The sequence below is a fragment of the Arthrobacter sp. MOO21 genome, from assembly GCF_057369995.2.
The window spans coordinates 664773-685002 of the sequence record NZ_CM170671.2; the positions used below are offsets into that span (position 1 = coordinate 664773).

Sequence of the window (20230 nt, forward strand, 5' to 3'; positions counted from 1 at the left end):
GGGACGGCCTGGACGTCCCGGCATGGCAGCCACAAACCGGGCAACCGGATCTGCCGCAGGGGGGCGGATGCAAGGGACAAGGCACGAGGCGGAGCGGCCCGGGCAAACCGACGACGGCTACTTTTCCGCCGTCTACCGTGAGCTCTCCCCCGGCGTGCTCAGCTACCTTCGCTCACGCGGCGTCGAGGATCCGGAAGGACTCACCCAGGAAGTCTTCCTGGCCCTCTACCCGAAGCTCGGCGACCTGTCCGGTGGGATGAAGGGGGCAAAGTCCCTGGCCTTTTCCGTTGCGCATGCCCGTTACGTGGACGAGCACCGGCGCCGGCTCAAGGCCCCGCCGACCACCGGTTACGATCCCGCCGCGGACTCCCGCTGCAGCGACTCCGCAGAGGACCAGTTACTGGCGGTTGAAAGCTCGGCCAGCGTCACCTCATTGCTGAGCACCCTGCAGCGCGACCAGCAGGAGGTTATTGCCCTGAGGGTGGTTGCCGACCTGTCTGTCGAGACCACGGCGGAGATCATGGGCAAAAGCCCCGGGGCCATCAAGCAACTGCAGCGCCGGGCACTGTGCCGGCTGCGCAAGCTCATCCCCTCACGGAGAGAGGACCAGTCATGACGGGCGACAACCATGCACGGCGGCAGCACCGGCTGGATGACCAGCGTGCGGTGGACGCGCTGCTTGCCGAAGCCGGATGCGGGGACGATGCAGCGCTGCGGGACCTGCTGCTGCAGCTGCGAAGCCTGCGGACAGATGAGGTTCCGGCGCCGTCGGAGGAAGTCGCCGCTCTCCTGGCCTCCCCTTCAGGGACGGTAGCCCGGCTGGACCCCGGCCGGCCCCGGCGGAACAGGCGCTTTGTCTTCACCGCCCTGGGCGTCGCTGCCTCGCTCGCCGTCGCAGGCGGGGCAGCCGCCGGAAATGAGGACCTGCGGCGCGGAGCGGAGGGGACCGTGAAAGGCATTCTCCGGTCGTTTTCGCCTCCGGCGCCGCTGACTCCCGCTCCCCCCGCACCGGGGCCAGGGGCATCCAGCCCGGCGCCCGCCGTCGTGCCTGTCTCCCCCGAAACCTTGCCCGCCGGTGTTCCGGCCGCTTCTCCCGCTGCTGATCCTGCCGGCCCGGAACCCGGGGAGATCAGCGGTCCAGCAGAGAATATGGCGACGTTCCACCCGGGCCCCGGGATGGAGGGCCCGGCCACATGGCCGGAGGGCCAGAACGAGCACGCCACTCCTGCCGTCCCGGGCAAGGACTCGCGCGAGCCGGCGGAGCCTCCAGCGGCCAGCCAGGCGGCGGAGGTCGAACCCGATGCCCGTCCCGGCAGGAACGGAAACGGCGCGGTGCCGGGCGCGGGCCAGCCCGCCGGCCAGCCCAGCGAACAACCCGACGAACAACCCGACGAACCGGGGGACAAAACCAGCCCGTCGCGCTGAGCCGCGCTCCGGAGGCAAACGTCAGTCGCGGTGCTTGGCCACCGTGAACAGGAAGGTGGAGTCCTCCTCGGCGTCCAGGCTGTGCAGGCCGGGCGGGACGATCAGCAGGTCTCCGGGCTTGCCCTGCCAGGACTCCGTGCCTGCCCGCAGGTTGACGCAGCCCTGGATCACAAAGACCGTGGCATCGCCCGGGTTCTGGTGCTCACTCAACCGGGTCCCGGCGGTCATGGCCATCACCGTCTGGCGGAGGACCTTCTCGTGGCCGCCGTACACGGTGTCCGCCGCACGCCCGTTCGTGGAGCCGATCGCAGCCTCAAGCTGCTGCCGGGCCAGTGCGTCGATCGATATCTTCTGCATGCGCCCAAGGCTACCCGCGTTCTTCCCGCAAGGGAGCCACCCCGCCGCCACGGTTCCGGCCCTTGCGGCCCTCCTCCTGCAGCAGCCGGGGCCCCTCACCTCCTTGAGGGGACCCGTGCATCTTGACCTCCTCGGTACCCCGCCGGATACTTGGACTGCCGTAGCCTGTCGCGCCGGTTCGAGGCGCACTTTTTCGTTTTTCAACCGCCTGGATCGACGGAGATCCAGCAGCCCTGGCGAGGTCGGATCATGGGTTTAGTGGAGCGTGGCGAGCCGGAACGCCGGGTGGCCAGGGAACTGGAAGACCTGCAAACCCGGATCGCAGGCAGCGTGCTCGAACCGGGCGACGCAGGATATGACGGGGCCCGGCGCATCTGGAACGGGATGCATGACCTGCGGCCAAGGGCCGTTGCACGTGCCGGCTCAACTGCGGACATCGCCCCCGTCCTGGCCACGGCACGCAGTACCGGACTGCCACTGGCGGTGCGCGGCGGGGGCCACAACGTGGCCGGGCACGGCAGCGTGGAGGGCGGCCTGGTCCTGGACCTGAGCCAACTCCGGAAGGTCGCCGTGGATACGGAACGAAATCTGGTAACCGTGGAACCGGGCGCAACGCTGGCCGACGTGGACGGGGCCACCACGGAGCACGGCCTGGCAGTCCCTCTGGGCGTCATCAGTGCCACCGGGGTCGCGGGCCTTACCCTTGGCGGCGGCGTTGGCTGGCTGACCCGCAGCAACGGACTGACGCTGGACAACCTGGACTCCGCCAGTGTAGTCACGGCCTCCGGCGAGCAGCTGCAGGCCAGCGGCGGGGAGAATCCGGATCTGTTTTGGGGGCTGCGCGGAGGAGGCGGCAACTTCGGTGTTGTGTCCTCCTTCACCTTCCGGGCTTGTCAGTTGCCCCAGCCCGTACTCGGCGGAAACCTCTCTTACCGGCCGGACCACTGGACAACCGCGCTGGCCGGCTTTGAGCGGGGGAGCCGGGACCTGCCTGACGAGATGAACCCCATCACCAGCTTCCTGGTCCTGCCGCCGGAGTTCGGGATGGGAAGTGACCCCTGGATGATCCTCGGCTGTGCGTGGGCGGGCGCGGACCACCGGCCCGGACTGGCTCTGATCGACCAGCTGCGCACACTTGCCCCGCCGGACGAGGAGGAGGTGGGCCCGGTTTCCTGGGTTGAATGGCAGAGCGCCATGGACAGCCTTTTTCCCACCGGATCGAGGGGCTACTGGAAGAACGTCTCCTTCTCCCGCCTCGACGGGGAGGTCATCGACGTGCTGACCGGGTTCGCCTCGGAGGTGCGGTGGCAGGGCACCGGAATCGACGTCCACCTGCTCGGCGGAGCCTTCGCGCGGGTTCCGGAAGAATCGACCGCCTACCCCAACCGCTCCGCACGCTACCTGCTGAACGTCTACGGGTTCTGGGCTTCGGCTGAGGACGACCTGCGCCTTAGCGAATTTGCCCGCACAGCGCATGCACGGATGCAGCCCTTCGCCGAAACGGGCGAGTACCTTAACTTCCTGGGCAGCGAAGCCCGGCAGGACCCCAATGCGGTGCCCCTGACCTACGGGCCGGACAAGTACGGGCGTCTCCTGGACCTCAAGCAGCGGTACGACCCCGACAACCTCTTCAGCCGCAACCACAACATCGCGCCACGCCAGCCATCGGCCAACCCCTAGGCGGCCCTGTTCCGGGACCGGTCAGGCATGCCGGCGCGCCGCCCCGATTTCAGCCCCTCCGGCCGCAGTTGATAGACGTTAAAGGATGCAAGACGTCCTGAACCCAGCACTGCCCTTCATCGCCATGGCCCTGGCCGTGGTGGCCGGACTCACCCTGTCATGGCTGCTGCGCAAGATTGTCCTGCGGCTGAACCGGAAACGACCCGAACTGCAGGCCACCTCCCGGGTGGCCCGCCAACCGCTGCGGCTGGCACTGTGCCTGGTGGGCGTCCGTGCCGCGCTGGGAATGACGGCCGCCGGCGAAAGCTGGCACGGCGCCGTCGACCACTTCCTCCTGATAGCCCTCATCGGTGCCTTCGCCTGGCTGGCCATTGCGGTGCTGCTCATCCTTGAGGCCGTGGTGCTGAAGCGGCACAGCGTGGATGTGGCGGACAACCGGAGGGCACGCCGGCTGCGCACGCAGATGATCCTGGCCCGGCGGATCGCCGTGGCACTGGTGGTCGTGCTTGCCGTGGGCACCGCCATGCTGACCTTCCCCGCGATCCAGGCCCTGGGCACCGGGCTGCTCGCGTCCGCCGGCGTGATTTCCATTGTTGCCGGCCTGGCTGCCCAGACCTCGCTGGTGAACGTCTTTGCCGGCATGCAGCTTGCGTTCACCGATGCCATCCGCGTGGACGACGTGGTGGTGGTCCAGAAGGAGTGGGGCCGGATCGAGGAGATCACGCTGACCTACGTGGTGGTGCATCTTTGGGACGACCGGCGGCTGATCCTGCCGTCCACCTACTTCACCACCACCCCGTTCGAGAACTGGACCCGACGCCAGTCCGAGGTGATGGGCACCGTGGAGTTCGATCTGGACTGGCGCGCGCCCGTGGAGGACATGCGCACCGAACTGCGCCGCGTCCTGGCGGGCACCGAGCTGTGGGACGAGCGCGTGGGCGTCCTGCAGATCACCGACGCCACGGGCGGTTTCGTCCGCGTCCGGATCCTGGTCAGCGCGGCGGACAGTGCCGCGCTCTTCGACCTGCGCTGCCTGGTCCGTGAAACCATGGTCACCTTCCTGCAGCAGGGGCACCCGGAAGCGCTGCCGCACCAGCGCTGGGAACAGGCGCACGACGGCGGCGCGGCCGCCCGGCGCAGCGCACCACTTCACGGGCTGGGTGCGCCCTCGGCGGGCGGTGCGCGTCCCCCGGCGGACCCGCACGAATCGCAGCTGTTCACCGGCTCGATTGAAGCAGTGGAGCGGTCCCGGGCCTTCACCGGGCCAGGTGACGAAGTCTTCGAGGAACGGGACCGCAGCCTGGCTTCCCGCAACTGAAACCCTTGATAGGTGACCATATGGTCACCTATCATTGGGGTCATGGACGACGTGTTCAAGGCACTCTCCGACCCCACCCGCCGGGACCTGCTCGACGAGCTGTTCCGCGAGGACGGCCAATCGCTGAGCGCCCTTGAGGCACGGTTCGACATGAGCCGGTTCGGGATCGCCAAGCACCTCCGCATCCTGGAGGACGCGGGCCTGGTGGTCACCCGGCGCCGCGGCCGGGAAAAACTGCACTTCCTGAACCCGGTGCCCATCCGGCTGGTCCACGACCGGTGGGTCAGCAAATACGCAGAACCATGGGCCGCTGCCCTCAGCGACCTCAAATCCAGATTGGAAAGTCCCATGGAAAAGATCTTCGAGATTTACATCAAGACCACGCCGGAACGGCTCTGGGAAGCCATCACGGACAGCAACATCCGCAGCAACTACCAGTTCGGGAACACCATCGAGGCAGACTGGTCCCCGGGCGGCCGGTTCGTGATGAACAACCCCAAGGCGGGTGCACCGCTGGGCGAGGGCGAGAACCTGGAGGTGGATCCGCCGCGCCGCCTGGTCCAGACCATGCGGGCCCTTTGGGGTGAAGACGTCAAGGCCGAGGGCACCTCGAAGGTCACCTGGGAGATCGAACCGGTGGGCGATTCCTGCCATCTCACCGTCACGCACAGCGACCTGCGCGAGGGCGCCAACGAGCAGCTTTACGGCGGCTGGCCGATGATCCTCTCCGGCCTGAAGACCTGGCTGGAGACCGGCGAGAAACTCACAACGCCCGGGTCGCTGATGTACACGTAAAACGCCGACGACGGCGGCCGTCCCCTTGGTTGGGACGGCCGCCGTCGTGGTGGTGCTGGCGTGGAGGCACCCCGGGGCCTACGCCCGGGGAATGCGCACGATGGCTGGACCGGGACGGTCGGGTGACAGCGTCACCGTGAGCGCATCGCCGGAAGCCTCCACGGTTCCGCCGCCGCCCTCCACGGACGCCCGCGCCAGGGAGAACGCGTCCGCGTCCAGCGTCACCACGGCCTCGCTCTTACCGCCAAGCGAGTCAACGAAGGCGACGACTTCGGACCCCCGGTCCAGCCAGCGGACCCAGCTGTCCCCGTCACTGCCTGCCGCCGGGCCAGCCTGAAGCGGCCGCCCGCCCACCAGGAACTGCTTGGCGGTTGCCATCCAGTGGCCCAGCCCGGTCAGGGCCTGCCGCTGGATCTCCGGGATGGTGCCGTCAGCCCTCGGGCCAACGTTGAGCAGGAAGTGGCCGCCCCGGGAGACAACGTCGGCCAGGTGGCGCGCCAGCTCCTGGCCGGTGAGTGACTGCTCCGGGCCTTCCACCTGGTTGTAGCCGAAGGAGAATCCGATGCCCCTGCAGTTCTCCCACTCGGATTCGGACTCGTTCTCCCTGGCGGCTTCGTACTCGCTGGTGGCGTAGTCCTGGTGGGTGTCACCCCAGCGGTCGTTCACCACGCCGTCGGGAACGGCCGCGTAGAAACGTTCGAACAGGGTGCCGAGCCCAGGCTCACCGAAGTGCTTGGCGTCGGGCCATTCAATGTCATTCCACAGGACGTGGGGCCGGTACTTGTCCACCAGGTCGGCCACATGGTTGTACGCATACTCCGCGTAACCGGCGTCTTTGGGCCGGGAGGTGTCATGGACGCTTTCACTGGTGATGTGCGGCGGAAAGGGACGCTCATGCCAGTCCAGGCCGCCTGAGTAGTAAAGGCCCAGCTTCAGCCCGTTGTCCTCCACGGCCCGGGCGATTTCGCCGATCAGGTCCTTGCGCGGGCCACGGTGGACAGTGTTCCGCTCCCCCGTTCCCGGGGCGTCCCACAGGGCGATGCCGTCATGGTGCTTCGTGGTGGGCACCACGTAGTCGGCGCCGGCAAATTTGAACAGCTCCACCCAGTCGGCAGGATCAAACTGCTCGGCCTTCCACTGGTCCAGGAAGGCGTCATAGTCCTCGCCACCGTACACGTCCCGGTGGTGCTGCTGGGCAGGGCTGCCGTCGATGCGGATGGTGTTGTAGTACCACTCCGCGTAGGGGTTGTGGGTGAACCACTCGCGGTCCTCGATGGTGCCCAGGGCGCCAATGGGTTCAGCCCAGGCGGGAACGGAGTAGGCGCCCCAGTGGATAAAGATGCCGAACGGCGCGTTCTGGAACCACTCCGGCAAGGGCCGGGACAACTCGTTCCAGTCTTCAGGCGTGGCTGTGCTGTCAGTCATGCTGTACTCCAATACCTGGGCTCGGGGCATCCGTCTCGGCGGCAGGCTCGCCGAGTTCATGTTCCGGGATGGCCGTGACATAGTCCTCTACGGCATACAGGTGGTTTGCCATCCGGGTCCGCGCGCGGTCGGCATCATGCCGTCTCAGCGCCGCCAGAATGCCCAGATGCTCCCCGTGGGTGGCCACGAGGCCCTCGCTGTCGTGGATTGACCGCCACATCCGCCCGCGGACTGTCCTGGTGGAGACTGTCTCGATCAAGGCGGACAGCACGTGGTTCCCGGATGATTCCGCGATGAGCCGGTGAAATTCGATGTCGCAGCGCATCGCACCCTCGTGGTCGATGGGCGTGCCATGTATGGCTTCGCCGGCCCGCTCCAGGATTCGCTCCGCCTCTGCCAGCTGCAGCTCGGTAATGGAAACAGCAGCCGCGGCCGCGGCCTCGGTCTCCAGTGCGCGGCGCACCGTGTGCACCTGGTTGGCCCGTTCCCCATCCTGCAGGCCCACCCAGAACTCCATGGCGGAAAGCAGGGCGGCTGGCTCCAGCTTGGTGACGAAAGTCCCGGCACCCTGCCTGGTTTCCAGGATGCCCATGGTGGACAACGCGCGCACGCCTTCGCGCAGCGAGCCGCGGGACACCTGCAGCTCTGCCGCGAGGTCCTTTTCGACAGGCAGCCGGTCACCTGGCCGCAGCCGGCGGGAAGTCAGCATGCGCTTCAAGCCAGTGATGACCACGTCGGTCTGGGACATGGACCCGTTGGACATACCGCCCCCTATCTCCGTGCTTACTGCATGGACGCGAGTTGTACGTGATTCATCTGATCTATTGCTTGGAAAGCGGGCTCCATTCCTATAGTGTCACCAAAACGGGCGAAATACATCTGATGAACTGTTACCCGTGTACCTTGCACGCCAGGAGAAAGACTGATCATGCAAGAAACCCGCACCATCCCCGGCACGGACGTCCTGCTGCCGGTGCTCGGCTTCGGCGGGGCCCCCATCGGCAACCTCTACCGGCAGGTCCCGGAGCAGGAAGCGGTGGACGCCGTCAGCGCGGCCTGGGAGGGCGGCGTCCGCTATTTCGATACCGCCCCGCACTACGGGCTGGGGCTCTCGGAACGCCGCATGGGCGCCGCGCTCGCAGGGCAGGACCGCGACAGTTACGTGCTCAGCACGAAGATCGGGCGGCTCCTGCGCCCCAACCCGTCCCCGCAGGGCAAGGACACCGAGGGCTTCGACGTCCCGGACGACCTCATCCGGGTCCGCGACTACTCCCGCGACGGGGTGCTGCGCTCCATCGAGGAAAGCCTGCAGCGGCTGGGGACCGACCGGATCGACATCGTCTACATCCACGACCCTGACGACTACTGGACCGAGGCCGTGGAGGGCGCCGCCCCGGCGCTGTCCGCCCTGCGGGACGAAGGGGTCATCAGGGCCTGGGGCGCAGGCATGAACCAATCCGGGATGCTCCACAGGTTCGTCACCGAAACGGACATCGACGTTGTCATGCTGGCCGGCCGGTACACGCTCCTTGAGCAGGGTGCAGCACAGGACCTGCTTCCTGCCTGCCTGGAGCGCGGGGTTGGCGTGGTGAACGTCGGTGTCTTCAATTCGGGCCTGCTGTCCAAGGAGCGGCCCGCGGCCAACGCCACCTATAACTACGCCCCGGCCCCGCAGGATTTGCTGGACAGGGCCAACCTGCTGGCAGACGTCTGCGAATCCCACGGCACCACGCTGCCCGCCGCCGCCCTCCACTTCCCCTACCAGCACCCCGCCGTCACCAGCGTTGTCCTTGGCATGCGGACGCCGGCACAGGTGAAGCAAAACCTGGACCTGGCCTCGCAGGCCGTCCCGGACCAGCTGTGGGCTGACCTCCGCGACCGCGGACTGATCACTTAAAAAACCCACCACGCACAACCAAGAAAAGAAGAAACGAATGCAATTTGCACGCATAGGTGCCCCCGGCAAGGAAGTCCCCGCCCTGCTGCACGGGAAGAAGTACTACTCCCTGGAACACGTGGCCCGGGACATCGACGCCGATTTCTGGGAATCCGACGGTCCCGGCCGCGCGGCAGCGGCGCTGGCCGCGGGGGAACTGGCGGAACTCACCGTGGACGGCGCCCGGATCGGTGCACCGATCGCCAGGCCGTCCTCCGTGATCTGTGTGGGCATGAACTACGCCGCGCACGCCGCCGAGTCGGGCTCTGCTCCCCCTACCGTGCCCATCATCTTCCACAAGGCCCCCAACACCGTGGCTGGCCCGTTCGATGCCGTGGCGATTCCGCGTGGTTCCACGAAGACCGACTGGGAAGTCGAATTGGGCGTGGTCATCGGCCGGCGCGCCTCGTACCTGGAATCCCCTGCGCAGGCCCGGGACTATATCGCCGGCTACGTCACCGTCAATGATCTGTCCGAGCGCACGTTCCAGCTGGAAGTGTCCGGCGGCCAATGGTCCAAGGGAAAGAGCTGTGCAGGATTTTGTCCCACCGGACCGTACCTGGTCACCCCCGATGAGGTGGATGCCGGGGACCTTCGGCTGCGCAGCTGGGTCAACGGCGAAATCCGCCAGGACTCCAGCACCCGGGACCTGATCTTCGGTGTGGAGCAGGTGATCTATGACCTGAGCCAGTTCCTGGTCCTTGAACCGGGTGACTTGGTCTGCACCGGCACCCCGGAGGGAGTAGCCCTGTCCGGGCGCTTCCCTTACCTGAAGGCCGGGGACGTCGTCGACATCGAAGTGGCGGGACTGGGCCGCCAGCGCCAGGAATTCTTCCAGGGTTAACCACGAGAGGACAAACAATGGAGTTTGCGGGACTTAAGGCAATCGTCACCGGCGGAGCCTCCGGGATCGGGGCCGCGACGGCGAAACTGCTCCAGGAGCGCGGAGCCGATGTCGCCGTGCTGGACCTCAACCCGGACCAGGCGGCCGGGGTCAAAGCCATCCGCTGCGACGTCTCCGACGACGCCTCGGTCCGCCGGGCTGTCGAAGAGGCCGCAGAGCAACTGGGCGGGATCGACGTCGTGGTTAACAACGCCGGGGTGGGTGCCCAGGGCACCATCGAGGCGAACGACGACGACGAATGGCACCGCGTGTTCGACATCAACGTGCTGGGGATGGTCCGCGTCTCAAGGGCCGCCCTGCCCCACCTGCGCCGGTCCGGCCACGCGGCGATCGTGAACACGTGCTCGGTCGCAGCCACCGCAGGGCTCCCCCAGCGCGCCCTCTACAGCGCGACGAAGGGCGCCGTACTGTCACTCACCCTGGCCATGGCCGCAGACCACCTGCCGGAAGGCGTGAGGGTCAACTGCGTCAATCCGGGGACTGCAGACACCCCCTGGATCGGCAGGCTCCTCTCCAGCGCACCGGATCCCGCGGCGGAACGGGCGGCGCTGGAGTCGCGCCAGCCGCACGGGCGGCTGGTCTCCCCGGAGGAAGTTGCGGCAGCCATCGTTTACCTGGCCAGCCCGCTCTCCGGGTCCACTACCGGAGTGGACCTTGCCGTAGATGGTGGCATGCAGGCGCTCCGGCTGCGGCCCCGCTCCGCCTCCTGACGGCGCCGCCTTCTGGCAGCGGTGGTCCAAGCCGGCCGCCACGGGAGCCGCGGGCCGGTAATGTCATGTCATGGACAGCAGTGCCCTGCTCAACGTCGCCTTGGTTCTCGGTTTCGTGCTGCTCGGCGGGGTCTTCGCTGCCGCCGAAATGGCGCTCGTCTCCCTCCGCGAAAGCCAGGTCCGCCGGATTGAAAAGTCCGGGGACCTCGGTGCCCGGACTGCCGACCTGGCACGCAACCCGAACCGGTTCCTTTCCACCGTCCAGATCGGGGTGACCCTGTCCGGATTCTTCTCCGCAGCGTACGGCGCCTCGGCGATCGCGCCCGCCGTCGTGCCCCTGCTGGAAGCCCTCGGGCTGGGGGCGGCGGCCGGGCCCGTGTCCTTGATCGGCATGACCCTGCTGGTGGCCTACCTGTCGCTGGTGCTCGGTGAACTGGCGCCCAAGAGGCTGGCGCTGCAAAGGCCCGTCCCCTTCACCAAAATCCTGGCCCCGCCGCTGATCATCCTCGCCAAAATCATGCGGCCGGTTATCTGGCTCCTGTCGGTATCCACCAATGCGGTGGTCCGGCTGGTGGGCGGCGACCCGCACGCCAGGCGGGAAAGCATCAGTTCCGAAGAGCTCTGGGACATGGTGGCGGAGAACGAACTGATCGAAGAGAACAGCCGGACCATCCTGGCCGACGTGTTCGGCGCCGGCGACAGGACGCTGCAGGAAGTGATGCGGCCGCGCACGGAGGTCATCTTCATCGACGGTGCCATGACGGTGGCCGACGCCCGCAGGATGGTCAGGGACGGGCCCTACTCCCGGTTCCCCGTCATCGGCAGAAACCCCGACGACGTGCTGGGCTTCGTGCACATCCGCGACCTGATGCCCCGGGATGAGGCGCAGGACCAGGCGCCGGTGCGCGACATCGCGCGGGAAATCCTCCCACTGCCCGGCACGAACCGGGTGCTGCCGTCGCTGTCCCGCATGCGCAGGACCAACCAGCACATCGCGCTGGTGGTGGACGAGTACGGCGGCACGGACGGTGTGGTCACGCTCGAAGACCTGGTGGAGGAACTGGTGGGCGAGATCTACGACGAGTACGACACCGGCACGGAGCACGAGGACCGTGTCAGCGTGGCCAACGGGACCATCGACGTGGATGGCGGCCTGATCCTGCAGGAGTTCAGGGCGGCCGCCGGGATCGACCTGCCGGAGGGCCACTACGAGACGGTGGCCGGGTTCATCATGGACCGGCTGGGCCGCCTGCCCAAGACCGGCGACAGGGTCCAGATTCCCGGACACGTGCTGACAGTCCTTGCCATGGACCGGCTCCGGATTGCGCGGGTCCGGGTCACCCCGCTGGGTGGCCAGCCAGGATAAGAGGCGAACCAGGCTGAAAGGCACGACGGCGGCACGCTGCCCAGGTGCCAAAGGCGGCCCAACCACCAGGTCAGGGACAGCCTGCAGTACGACCGCGAGGTCTACTTCTGCAAGTGACGCTCCAGGAACGCGAGAGTGCGGGTCCAGGCGTCCGTCGCAGCCTCCGCGTTGTAGGTGTATTTGTTGGTGTCGTTGAAGAAGGCGTGGCCCGTCCCCGGGTACACCACGGCTTCGAACTCCACGCCGGCCGCCTGCATCCGCTTCTTCAGCCCGGGCAGCTCCTCCATGAGCGCGCTGTCGTTCTCCCCGTAGAAGGCCAGGACCGGGCAGGAGATGGCACGCAGCTCCGGGTCCCTGAACTCGGCGTGGCCGTAGAACGGGACGGCGGCCCGCAGCCGGGACTCGGCAACGGCCAGTGAGAACGTGTAGGTCCCGCCCAGGCAAAAGCCCGTGGCCGCCACCCTTCCGGCCAGTCCCGGCACGCCCTCGAGGTGGTCGAAGCAGGCGCGGAGGGCGGCGACGGCGTGCTTGGCGTATTCCGGGGAGCGGATGGGGGCCATGTGTTTCCGCAGCCGCGGCTGGGCGTTGCTGCGCTGCCGAGGATCGAACGCCGCCTCCTGCAGCTCTCCGGTGAGGTCCGCCGTTCCCCCGGCACCGGTCAGCAGGTCGGGCGCCACCGCCAAGTACCCCTCGGCGGCGAACCGGTCCGCGACGTCCTTGGTATGGCCCACCAGGCCCCACACTTCGTGGACCACCACCAGGCCGCCCCGGGGCGTCCCGGCGGGTTCACTGACGTAGGCATGCACCGACGTCGAGGCGTTTCCGAGCGTCATCATGTTTCCCATGGGGCCAGCATGGCACGCGGACAGGGCGGTTCCTAGGGGTTGGTTTGCTGCTTCCAGAACACCGAGATGCCCAAGGTCACCGCGCAGAGGACCAGCATGGCCAGCACCATCCGCATCCAGCCGGCCTGGTCCACCCCACCGGAGGCGAACACGCCGATCATGACCGTGGCGGTGATGGCTCCCACGTACCGGCAGGTCTGGTAGATGCCGGCGGCGATACCGCGGTCCTGCGGCCGGGTGGAAAGGAACATGCCCTGGTTGGAGGCGATGCTGACGGTCCCGTACGGGAGGCCCATCAGGCCGGTGAGCACCACCACGAACGGAATGGCCAAGGTGCCGGTCAGCAGCCACATCAGCGCGGCCACCACGGTCAAGAGGACGACGCCGGCAATCAGCACCCGGCGCACCCCGAACCGTCCCATCGCGGAGACTGCCCACGGGGTGGCCACCACGGACATCCCCGCCAGGGGCAGCATCAGCAGCCCCACCAGGCCCGGATCGTAGCCGCCGGCCTCCTGCAGCAGCTGCGGCAGGCCGAAGAAGACGAAGTAGTAGACGCTGCTGAACACAGCGAAGGCCAGGTAGACCAGCATCAGGGGCCGGTTCCGCCCCAGCAGGCGCAGGTCCAGGAACGGCCTGGCGAAGCGCAGCTCACGCCACGTGAACAGCGCCGCGATGACGGTTCCGGCGGCCAGCATCCACCAGCGGTAGGCCGGGGCGACGTTGAGCGCGGCCATCATCACCAGCAGCAGGGCCCCGATGAAACCGGCGATCCCGGGAATGTCCGAGTCCCGCAGCAGCTCCGCCACACTGCCGTGCTCCCTGACCTGGTCCGGCGGCGCCGCACGCCGGACGATCAGCAGCGCGGCCAGCGCCAGGGGAACGTTGATCAGGAAGAGCGCCTCCCAGCCCACAAGCGCCACCAGCAGGCCGCCGACGACGGGCCCCACCGCGGCAGCCGAGGTGTTGGCCATCTGCAGGCGCCCCAGGGGCCGCGCCGAGTCCACTTTCGCCCGGTGCGCCAGCGCGCCGACCATCACCACGGCACTGGGGTATGCCGTTGCCGTGCCGAGGGCCATGACCGCGCGCGCCACGCAGAGCAGCGCGAAATTTGGTGCCAGCGGCGCCAGGGCACACGTCACAGCCACCAGTGCCATCCCGAGCATGAACATCCGCCGCGGTCCGAACCGGTCGGCCAGCCTGCCCATCACCGGCTGGCCCGCGGCGGAGGCGAGATAGAAGGAGGTAATCACCCAGGTGACGGCAGCGACGTCGAGCCCGAAGTCGGCGCGCAGCACCACCAGGGCCACGGCGATCATGGAGGAGTTCAGCGGGTTCAGTGCCGTGCCCAGGCTGAGGCCGGCGACGGCCAAGGCAGTCCGGGGTTTGTTGCTCACGGTAACAGTCTGTCCTACAGCGCGAGGCGCGGGCGACTTTGAGGCCCCGCGCGGCCTGTGGCGTGCCTTACCTGGGCGCCGTCACCGCCGGGAACAGGGCGTCCTCCACGGCCCGCGTCAGTGCACGGATCACGTCCGCCTGGCCGTCGTCCTGCACGCCGTCGGGGTTCTCGGTGTAGATCACCAGCGCAAACGTTGAACCGCGGTACGTCACGAGCGCCGCATCGTGCAGCTCCCCGGACAGTTCCCCGTATTTGTGGTGCACCTCCACGCCTGCTTTCGAACCGGCAGGAATGAGGTCCTCGTTGTTGGTGTCCTGCATGTAGCTGAGCAGCTCTTCGGTGTTGTCCTCGTTGAGCAGTTCCCCCGCGTACAACTTCTTCAGCACCAGGGCCATGTCCGCGGCGGTCAGGAGGTTCTGCTCAGGGTCGTAGGTGACGCCGATGGACTTTGCGTAGTCGATCAGCCGGGGGTAGCCAACCGCATCCATGAGCAGCAGCCAGGAGTCGTTGTTGCTGTCGTTGACCATCGCCTTGAGCTGGAAGGCTGCATCGTAGTCGCCCAGGGGTTGGTCCAGGCTGGCCTCGCCGTTTTCCACCAGGTGGTAGTAGGCGGCAGCGGTCAGGATTTTCGCCGTGCTGGCCGCGGTGAAGGCCTCCTCGTCGCCGAAGGTGCGTTCCGCTCCCCCGTTGACGTCGGCCAGGGCCAGCCCGATTCGGTATTCGTCCGCCTCGCTGAGGATGGATTCCACCCTGTCCTGCAACGACGCCGGGGCTGCCGCCACCGGGGAGGCAGGCACCGCCGGCTGGGCCGGCACCGCTGCACCTGACCGGGGTTCGGAGCGGGACACGGCGAGGGTGAGGGTGCCGCCGATGACCAGCACCACGGCGACGAACAGCAGCACCAGCCGCCGGGCGGCCTGCCGTTTACCGGGCTGCCGTACACCAGGCCCCGGCGGAGGTGCGTCGCGGACTGGCGTGGGCACCGTGGGGTGCACGGACATACAAGGGCTCCTGTCCCGGATCAGCATTCACAAACAACGTCAGCGCGGTCCGAAACCACGCTGACAGAGGTGATTAAATCACTGGATTTTGGGAGCTTCCTGATGGCCGGCGGAGTGTCTTCCGGAGCGCCCAGCGGGGCTGGGCTGCGGGAGGATTGCGCGGCGGGAGGATTGCGCTGCGGGAAGTAGGTTGCCCGGGAAGTCAGGCGCGGGTGCGTGCCGCGAGCGCCGCTTCCAGGAATTCCAGGTGGGCCGGCGTCACGGCCACCACGCTGCCCAGGTACTCGGGGTGCTTTGCGACGAACTTCTTGATGAACGGGCAGACGGGGACGATCCCCATGCCTGCGTCCACCGTGCTGTCCAGTGCAACCCCCGCCAGCCGGCCCGCCAGGCCCTGGCCGCCGTATTCCTCGTTGATCACCGTGTGGTAGAAAATCCGCTGCGGTGCCGTCCCGCCGTCGTAATCCTTGTACGCCGCCTTGCCGATCCGGTTTCCCGCGTCAAGGATCTCGAAACGCTGGCGTTCAGGGTTGTGGCGGACGGTGATGTCACTCAAGGGAAACTCCTTCGTTGCGGATAGTGCTGCCGGTGCAAAGCCTAACCCGGCCCGGGCCGCACTTATTTCCGCAAACGACGGCTCCCAGGCGGCATCCCCGTCCGCCCGCCGGGTCAGCTCAGGTAGCCGTTCGGATTCAGGACGTACTTGGTGGCAGCACCGGCGTCGAATTCGGCGTAACCCTGCGGCGCTTCCTCAAGCGTGATCGCCTTGGCGTTCACGTTCTTGGCGATGTTCACCTTGTCGTTCAGGATGGCCATCATCAGCTGCCGGTTGTACTTCATCACCGGGCACTGGCCTGTGGTGAAGCTGAGCGACTTCGCCCAGCCCGTGCCCAGGCTGAGGCTCAGTGAGCCCTTCTTGGCAGCTTCGTCGATGCCGCCCGGGTCGCCCGTGACATACAGGCCGGGAATGCCGAGGGCGCCGCCTGCGGCGGTGATGTCCATGAGGTCGTTCAGGACGGTTGCCGGCGCTTCCTGGGCGCCCTTTCCGTGGCCGCGCGCTTCGAAGCCCACGGCGTCCACACCGCAGTCCACCTCAGGCACACCCAGGATCTGGTCAATCTGGTCCTTGGGATCGCCCTTGGTGAGGTCCACCGTTTCGCAGCCGAAGCTGCGCGCCCGCGCCAGCCTGTCCTCATTGAGGTCGCCAACAATAACGACGGCGGCGCCCAGCAAATGCGCGCTGGTCGCCGCTGCGAGGCCAACAGGACCTGCTCCCGCGACATACACCGTGGAGCCAACGCCCACCCCGGCGGTGACTGCGCCGTGGAAGCCGGTGGGGAAGATGTCCGAGAGCATGGCCAGGTCCATGATCTTCTCCATGGCCCGGTCCTTGTCCGGGAACTTCAGCAGGTTCCAGTCCGCGTACGGCACCAGCACATAGTTGGCCTGGCCGCCCACCCAGCCGCCCATGTCCACGTAGCCGTAGGCGCTGCCGGGCCGGTCCGGGTTGACGTTGAGGCAGATGCCGGTCTTGCGCTCCTTGCAGTTGCGGCAGCGGCCGCAGGCGATGTTGAACGGCACCGAGCACAGGTCGCCCACTTTGATGAATTCGACGTCCCGGCCCACTTCCACCACTTCGCCGGTGATTTCGTGGCCGAGCACCAGGTTGGGCGGAGCTGTGGTGCGGCCGCGGACCATGTGCTGGTCGGACCCGCAGATGTTGGTGGCCACCGTTTTGAGGATCACGCCGTGGTTGACTGCCCGCCCCACGTTCGCGGGGTTGACCCCCGGTCCGTCCTTGAGCTCAAACGTTGGGTAATCAATGTCAATTACTTCGACCTTGCCGGCTTCCTTGTAGGCAACGGCTTTGTTCCCTGTCATCAATTTTCTCCTATAGTCAGGCGTCCGGTGGGACGGCCATGATCTGGGTAGGTGAGACATCCCGTGCGGGGAACAGCCCTGGCCCTGTGGTGCTTCCTGATGTTTGGCATGGTCAGGTACCAGTTCCCGGGTGGGGATTCGCCCAGTCTAGGCACGCTCCCCATAGGGGTCTAGGGGTAGGAAGCCCCTTGTTTTTCGAGGCAACTCCAAGGGTGGGCACCTATAGTGGCGTACGCTGCACCAGCCGGCTTCCGCAAATGCCGCTTGGCCGGTTCCCGAGCAGGTTCCACCTTGAAGGAGAACGGCATGAAAACGCGCACTATTGGACAACTGACGGTTTCCGCCCTGGGCCTTGGCTGCATGGGCATGAGCGAGTTCTACGGCGACGGGGACGAGCAGGAGTCGATCGCCACCATCCATGAGTTCCTGGACGCCGGCGGGACCCTGCTCGATACTGCCGACATGTACGGCCCCTTCACCAACGAGGAACTGGTGGGCCGTGCCATCGCCGGACGCCGCGACGACGTGGTGGTGGCCACCAAATTCGGCAACGAACGCCGCGAAGACGGTTCGTGGGTGGGCATCAACGGCCATCCCGACTACGTCCGGGCCGCCTGCGATGCCAGCCTCAAGCGGCTGGGAGTGGACCACATCGACCTCTACTACCAGCACCGCGTGGACAAGACCGTGCCCATCGAGGACACGGTGGGCGCCATGGCGGAACTGGTGCAGGCAGGAAAGGTCCGGCACCTGGGCCTGTCCGAAGCTTCGGCGGAGACCATCCGCCGGGCCCACGCCGTGCATCCCATCACGGCGCTGCAGACCGAGTATTCGCTGTGGGAACGGGAGCCCGAGACCAAGGTGTTCCCCGTGCTCGCGGAGCTGGGCATCGGCTTCGTGCCCTACAGCCCGCTGGGCCGCGGCTTCCTCACCGGGCAGATCCGCAGCGTGGACGACTTCGCCGAGGATGACTTCCGCCGGCACTCCCCCCGCTTCCAGGGCGGGAACTTCGCCCGGAACCTGGAACTCGTGGACCGGGTGAAGGAGCTGGCCGACCGTAAGGGCTGCACGCCCGGGCAGTTGGCGCTCGCCTGGCTGCTGGCGCAGGGTGAGCACGTTGTCCCGATTCCCGGCACCAAGAAGCGCGAACGGCTGCGGGAGAACCTGGGCGCGGTGGACATTGAGCTCGGCGTGGAGGACCTCCAGCTACTGGAGCAGATGGCACCCGCCGGGGCGACTGCCGGCGCCCGCTACCCCAACATGTCCAGCATCGACACATAACCGTCCCTGGAACCCTGCCACCGGCCCGGGCCGCCTGGGTGTTGCTGGCCAGCGCCGCCCATGCGGGCCCAGGCCGGTTATGAGCCACATTGAAAACGCGTAGGGTGGACGTACGGCTGAAGCAGGCGGCCGCTGTTTACGTCTGTCCGGAGTCCAGTTCCATGTCCGACGATTCGGCCCTCAGCGCCCTCGCCGCTTCCTCCTTGTCCCTGCCCCACCTCCGCGACGGCCAGCTGGCCGGTATGGGCGCCCTCGTGGACGGCAGGGACGTCCTGGCCGTCATGCCCACCGGATACGGCAAATCCGCCATCTACCAGGTCGCAGCCCTCCACCTGCACAACGCAACGGGACGTCCCGCCGTCGTGGTTTCACCCCTTATTGCCCTGCAGGAGGACCAGCTGGACGCGCTGGCCGGGAACCTGGGCCCGGATACCGCCGTCGCCATCAACTCATCCCACAGCGACTCCGAGGTAGAGGCCGCATGGGAGGCGGCCGAAGCCGGCAAGGCCGTGTTCGTCTTCCTGGCCCCCGAGCAGCTGGCCAAGCAGTCCACGGTGGAGCGGATCGCCGCACTGGACATCTCCCTGTTCGTGGTGGACGAGGCCCACTGTGTTTCCTCCTGGGGCCATGACTTCCGTCCCGACTACCTGGGCCTGGGCAACGTCCGAACGCAGCTGGGAAATCCGCCGGTCGCCGCACTGACCGCCACGGCCTCACCGCCGGTGCGGGATGAGATCGTGGAGCGGCTGGGCATGGTGGACCCGCTGGTCCTGGTCCGCGGCTTCGACCGGCCCAACATCAGCCTGGACGTGGTCCGGCACCACGAGGACAAGGGCAAGCGCAAGGCAGTACTGGCGCAGGTGGTGGACTTTGCCAGGCAGGGGCCGGGGCTCCTGTATGCGGCCACCCGGAAGGACACCGAGAAGTACGCAGCCAAGCTGGCCAAGGAAGGGCTGCGCGCGGAGGCCTACCACGCCGGGCGTTCCGCCGCCGACCGGGAACGCATCCACGAAGAGTTCCTGGCTGACGGGCTGGACGTGGTGGTGGCCACCACGGCCTTCGGCATGGGCATCGACAAGCCGAACGTCCGGTTCGTGGTCCATGCGGACATTCCCGAATCCCTCGACGCGTACTACCAGGAGATCGGGCGCGCGGGCCGGGACGGCAACCCAGCATCTGCCGTGCTGCATTACCGGTCGGAGGATCTGGGACTGCGCAAGTTCTTTGGCACCCATTCGGCGGATCCTGATTCCCTGCTGGCAGTGCTGAAGGTCCTCAAAGCGGCCAGCGCTCCCGCGCCCAAGTCCTCCCTCGCCGAGCTGACCGGCTTCCCTGCCCGGCGCATCACCTCACTGGTCAACCAGCTGCAGGAAGTCGGTGCCGTCAGCATCGGCAAGCGCGGCATCCGGCTGAAATCAAAAGCCAAGCTGCCCGCCCTGGTGAAGGACGCCGTCGAACGCGCCGAAGCCCGGCAGCGCGTGGACCATTCCCGGCTCACCATGATGCGGGCCTACGCGGAGACGGACGGCTGCCGGCGGCAGTTCCTGCTGGGCTACTTCGGCGAGGAATTGCCTGGGCCGTGCGGGAACTGCGACGGGTGCACCGCGGCCACCGGCCACGACAAAGCGCAGCCGGGCACGGACCAGCCAGCCACGGACCAGCCGGGCAGGGCGTCCGACGGCGGCCGGCCGGCTTCCGCCGCCGACGGACCGTTCCCGCTCCAGTCCGCCGTGGTCCACAAGGACTGGGGGCCGGGACTGGTGATGCGGCACGAGGACGACGTGATCACGGTCCTTTTCGAACACGAAGGGTACAAAACCCTGTCGCGGTCCGCCGTCATGGAGCACGAACTCCTGAAGCCCGCTTAGGTAGGCTGGGGGGGGCAACCCCGACGAAAGGCCCGCCGC

Annotated in this window: 19 protein-coding genes; 11 read left to right on the forward strand and 8 right to left on the reverse strand. The window is 67.4% G+C overall.

All coding sequences use genetic code 11. The features are described from left to right. Positions 1 to 67 precede the first annotated feature (67 nt). The gene (locus AC2JAJ_RS02995; RefSeq protein ID WP_486414314.1) at positions 68 to 616 is read left to right on the forward strand and encodes an RNA polymerase sigma factor; all 549 of its coding nucleotides are present in this window, start codon (positions 68 to 70) and stop codon (positions 614 to 616) included. Further along, on the forward strand, positions 613 to 1425 hold the full coding sequence (locus AC2JAJ_RS03000; protein WP_486414313.1) for a hypothetical protein: 813 nt from the start codon (positions 613 to 615) through the stop codon (positions 1423 to 1425). Before AC2JAJ_RS02995 ends, AC2JAJ_RS03000 begins: the two co-directional genes overlap by 4 nt. Before the next feature lie 21 nt (positions 1426 to 1446). Here AC2JAJ_RS03000 and AC2JAJ_RS03005 read toward each other — a convergent pair whose 3' ends face one another. Next, positions 1447 to 1782, reverse strand: coding sequence for a cupin domain-containing protein (locus AC2JAJ_RS03005; protein WP_486414312.1), 336 nt, complete (start codon positions 1780 to 1782; stop codon positions 1447 to 1449). A gap of 249 nt (positions 1783 to 2031) precedes the next feature. Here AC2JAJ_RS03005 and AC2JAJ_RS03010 point away from each other — a divergent pair, with 249 nt between their 5' ends. The 3 genes from AC2JAJ_RS03010 (at position 2032) to AC2JAJ_RS03020 (ending at position 5575) form a co-directional block, all read left to right on the forward strand. Beyond that, positions 2032 to 3462 (forward strand): FAD-binding oxidoreductase, encoded by a 1431-nt coding sequence (locus AC2JAJ_RS03010; RefSeq protein WP_486414311.1) that lies wholly within the window; start codon positions 2032 to 2034, stop codon positions 3460 to 3462. Positions 3463 to 3547: 85 nt separating this feature from the next. After that, the gene (locus AC2JAJ_RS03015) at positions 3548 to 4780 is read left to right on the forward strand and encodes a mechanosensitive ion channel family protein (protein WP_486414310.1); all 1233 of its coding nucleotides are present in this window, start codon (positions 3548 to 3550) and stop codon (positions 4778 to 4780) included. Between the two features lie 42 nt (positions 4781 to 4822). Then, complete coding sequence (locus AC2JAJ_RS03020) at positions 4823 to 5575, forward strand: ArsR/SmtB family transcription factor (RefSeq protein WP_473693683.1); 753 nt, start codon at positions 4823 to 4825, stop codon at positions 5573 to 5575. 78 nt (positions 5576 to 5653) lie between these two features. Here the strand turns inward: AC2JAJ_RS03020 and AC2JAJ_RS03025 are convergent, their stop codons facing one another. Together AC2JAJ_RS03025 and AC2JAJ_RS03030 are read right to left on the reverse strand one after the other, a co-directional pair. After that, positions 5654 to 7000 (reverse strand): alpha-L-fucosidase, encoded by a 1347-nt coding sequence (locus AC2JAJ_RS03025; RefSeq protein WP_486414309.1) that lies wholly within the window; start codon positions 6998 to 7000, stop codon positions 5654 to 5656. Further along, positions 6993 to 7763 (reverse strand): FadR/GntR family transcriptional regulator, encoded by a 771-nt coding sequence (locus tag AC2JAJ_RS03030; protein WP_486414308.1) that lies wholly within the window; start codon positions 7761 to 7763, stop codon positions 6993 to 6995. The genes AC2JAJ_RS03025 and AC2JAJ_RS03030 overlap by 8 nt, the downstream gene beginning before the upstream one ends. 165 nt (positions 7764 to 7928) lie before the next feature. On the opposite strand from AC2JAJ_RS03030, the gene AC2JAJ_RS03035 reads away from it, so the two are divergent. From AC2JAJ_RS03035 to AC2JAJ_RS03050, 4 genes are all read left to right on the forward strand, one after another. Beyond that, a complete protein-coding gene (locus AC2JAJ_RS03035) occupies positions 7929 to 8897 on the forward strand; it encodes an aldo/keto reductase (protein WP_486414307.1) in 969 nt (322 codons plus the stop codon). Positions 8898 to 8934: 37 nt separating this feature from the next. Beyond that, complete coding sequence (locus AC2JAJ_RS03040) at positions 8935 to 9780, forward strand: fumarylacetoacetate hydrolase family protein (RefSeq protein ID WP_486414306.1); 846 nt, start codon at positions 8935 to 8937, stop codon at positions 9778 to 9780. Between the two features lie 17 nt (positions 9781 to 9797). Further along, a complete protein-coding gene (locus tag AC2JAJ_RS03045; RefSeq protein ID WP_486414305.1) occupies positions 9798 to 10550 on the forward strand; it encodes an SDR family NAD(P)-dependent oxidoreductase in 753 nt (250 codons plus the stop codon). A gap of 70 nt (positions 10551 to 10620) precedes the next feature. After that, positions 10621 to 11916, forward strand: a complete 1296-nt coding sequence (locus tag AC2JAJ_RS03050; RefSeq protein WP_486414304.1) for a hemolysin family protein — start codon at positions 10621 to 10623, stop codon at positions 11914 to 11916. A 101-nt stretch (positions 11917 to 12017) separates the two neighbouring features. On the opposite strand, the gene AC2JAJ_RS03055 is transcribed toward AC2JAJ_RS03050, so the two are convergent. From AC2JAJ_RS03055 to fdhA, 5 genes are all read right to left on the reverse strand, one after another. Beyond that, a complete protein-coding gene (locus AC2JAJ_RS03055; protein ID WP_486414303.1) occupies positions 12018 to 12761 on the reverse strand; it encodes a dienelactone hydrolase family protein in 744 nt (247 codons plus the stop codon). A 32-nt stretch (positions 12762 to 12793) separates the two neighbouring features. Beyond that, positions 12794 to 14158 (reverse strand): MFS transporter, encoded by a 1365-nt coding sequence (locus AC2JAJ_RS03060; RefSeq protein ID WP_486414302.1) that lies wholly within the window; start codon positions 14156 to 14158, stop codon positions 12794 to 12796. A gap of 67 nt (positions 14159 to 14225) precedes the next feature. Next, the gene (locus tag AC2JAJ_RS03065) at positions 14226 to 15161 is read right to left on the reverse strand and encodes a serine hydrolase (protein WP_473693705.1); all 936 of its coding nucleotides are present in this window, start codon (positions 15159 to 15161) and stop codon (positions 14226 to 14228) included. Positions 15162 to 15363: 202 nt separating this feature from the next. Next, on the reverse strand, positions 15364 to 15717 hold the full coding sequence (locus AC2JAJ_RS03070; protein ID WP_221387036.1) for a GNAT family N-acetyltransferase: 354 nt from the start codon (positions 15715 to 15717) through the stop codon (positions 15364 to 15366). Positions 15718 to 15830: 113 nt separating this feature from the next. Beyond that, positions 15831 to 17042 carry a formaldehyde dehydrogenase, glutathione-independent gene (gene fdhA / locus AC2JAJ_RS03075; RefSeq protein ID WP_486414301.1) on the reverse strand — a complete coding sequence of 404 codons (1212 nt, stop codon included), beginning with the start codon at positions 17040 to 17042 and terminating at the stop codon, positions 15831 to 15833. 306 nt (positions 17043 to 17348) lie between these two features. Between fdhA and AC2JAJ_RS03080 the strand changes: the two genes are divergently transcribed. Together AC2JAJ_RS03080 and AC2JAJ_RS03085 are read left to right on the forward strand one after the other, a co-directional pair. Further along, on the forward strand, positions 17349 to 18323 hold the full coding sequence (locus tag AC2JAJ_RS03080) for an aldo/keto reductase (protein WP_486414300.1): 975 nt from the start codon (positions 17349 to 17351) through the stop codon (positions 18321 to 18323). A gap of 161 nt (positions 18324 to 18484) precedes the next feature. Then, positions 18485 to 20191: a RecQ family ATP-dependent DNA helicase gene (locus AC2JAJ_RS03085; protein ID WP_501053354.1), complete on the forward strand. Its 1707-nt coding sequence runs from the start codon at positions 18485 to 18487 to the stop codon at positions 20189 to 20191. The last annotated feature ends 39 nt before the right edge of the window (positions 20192 to 20230 follow it).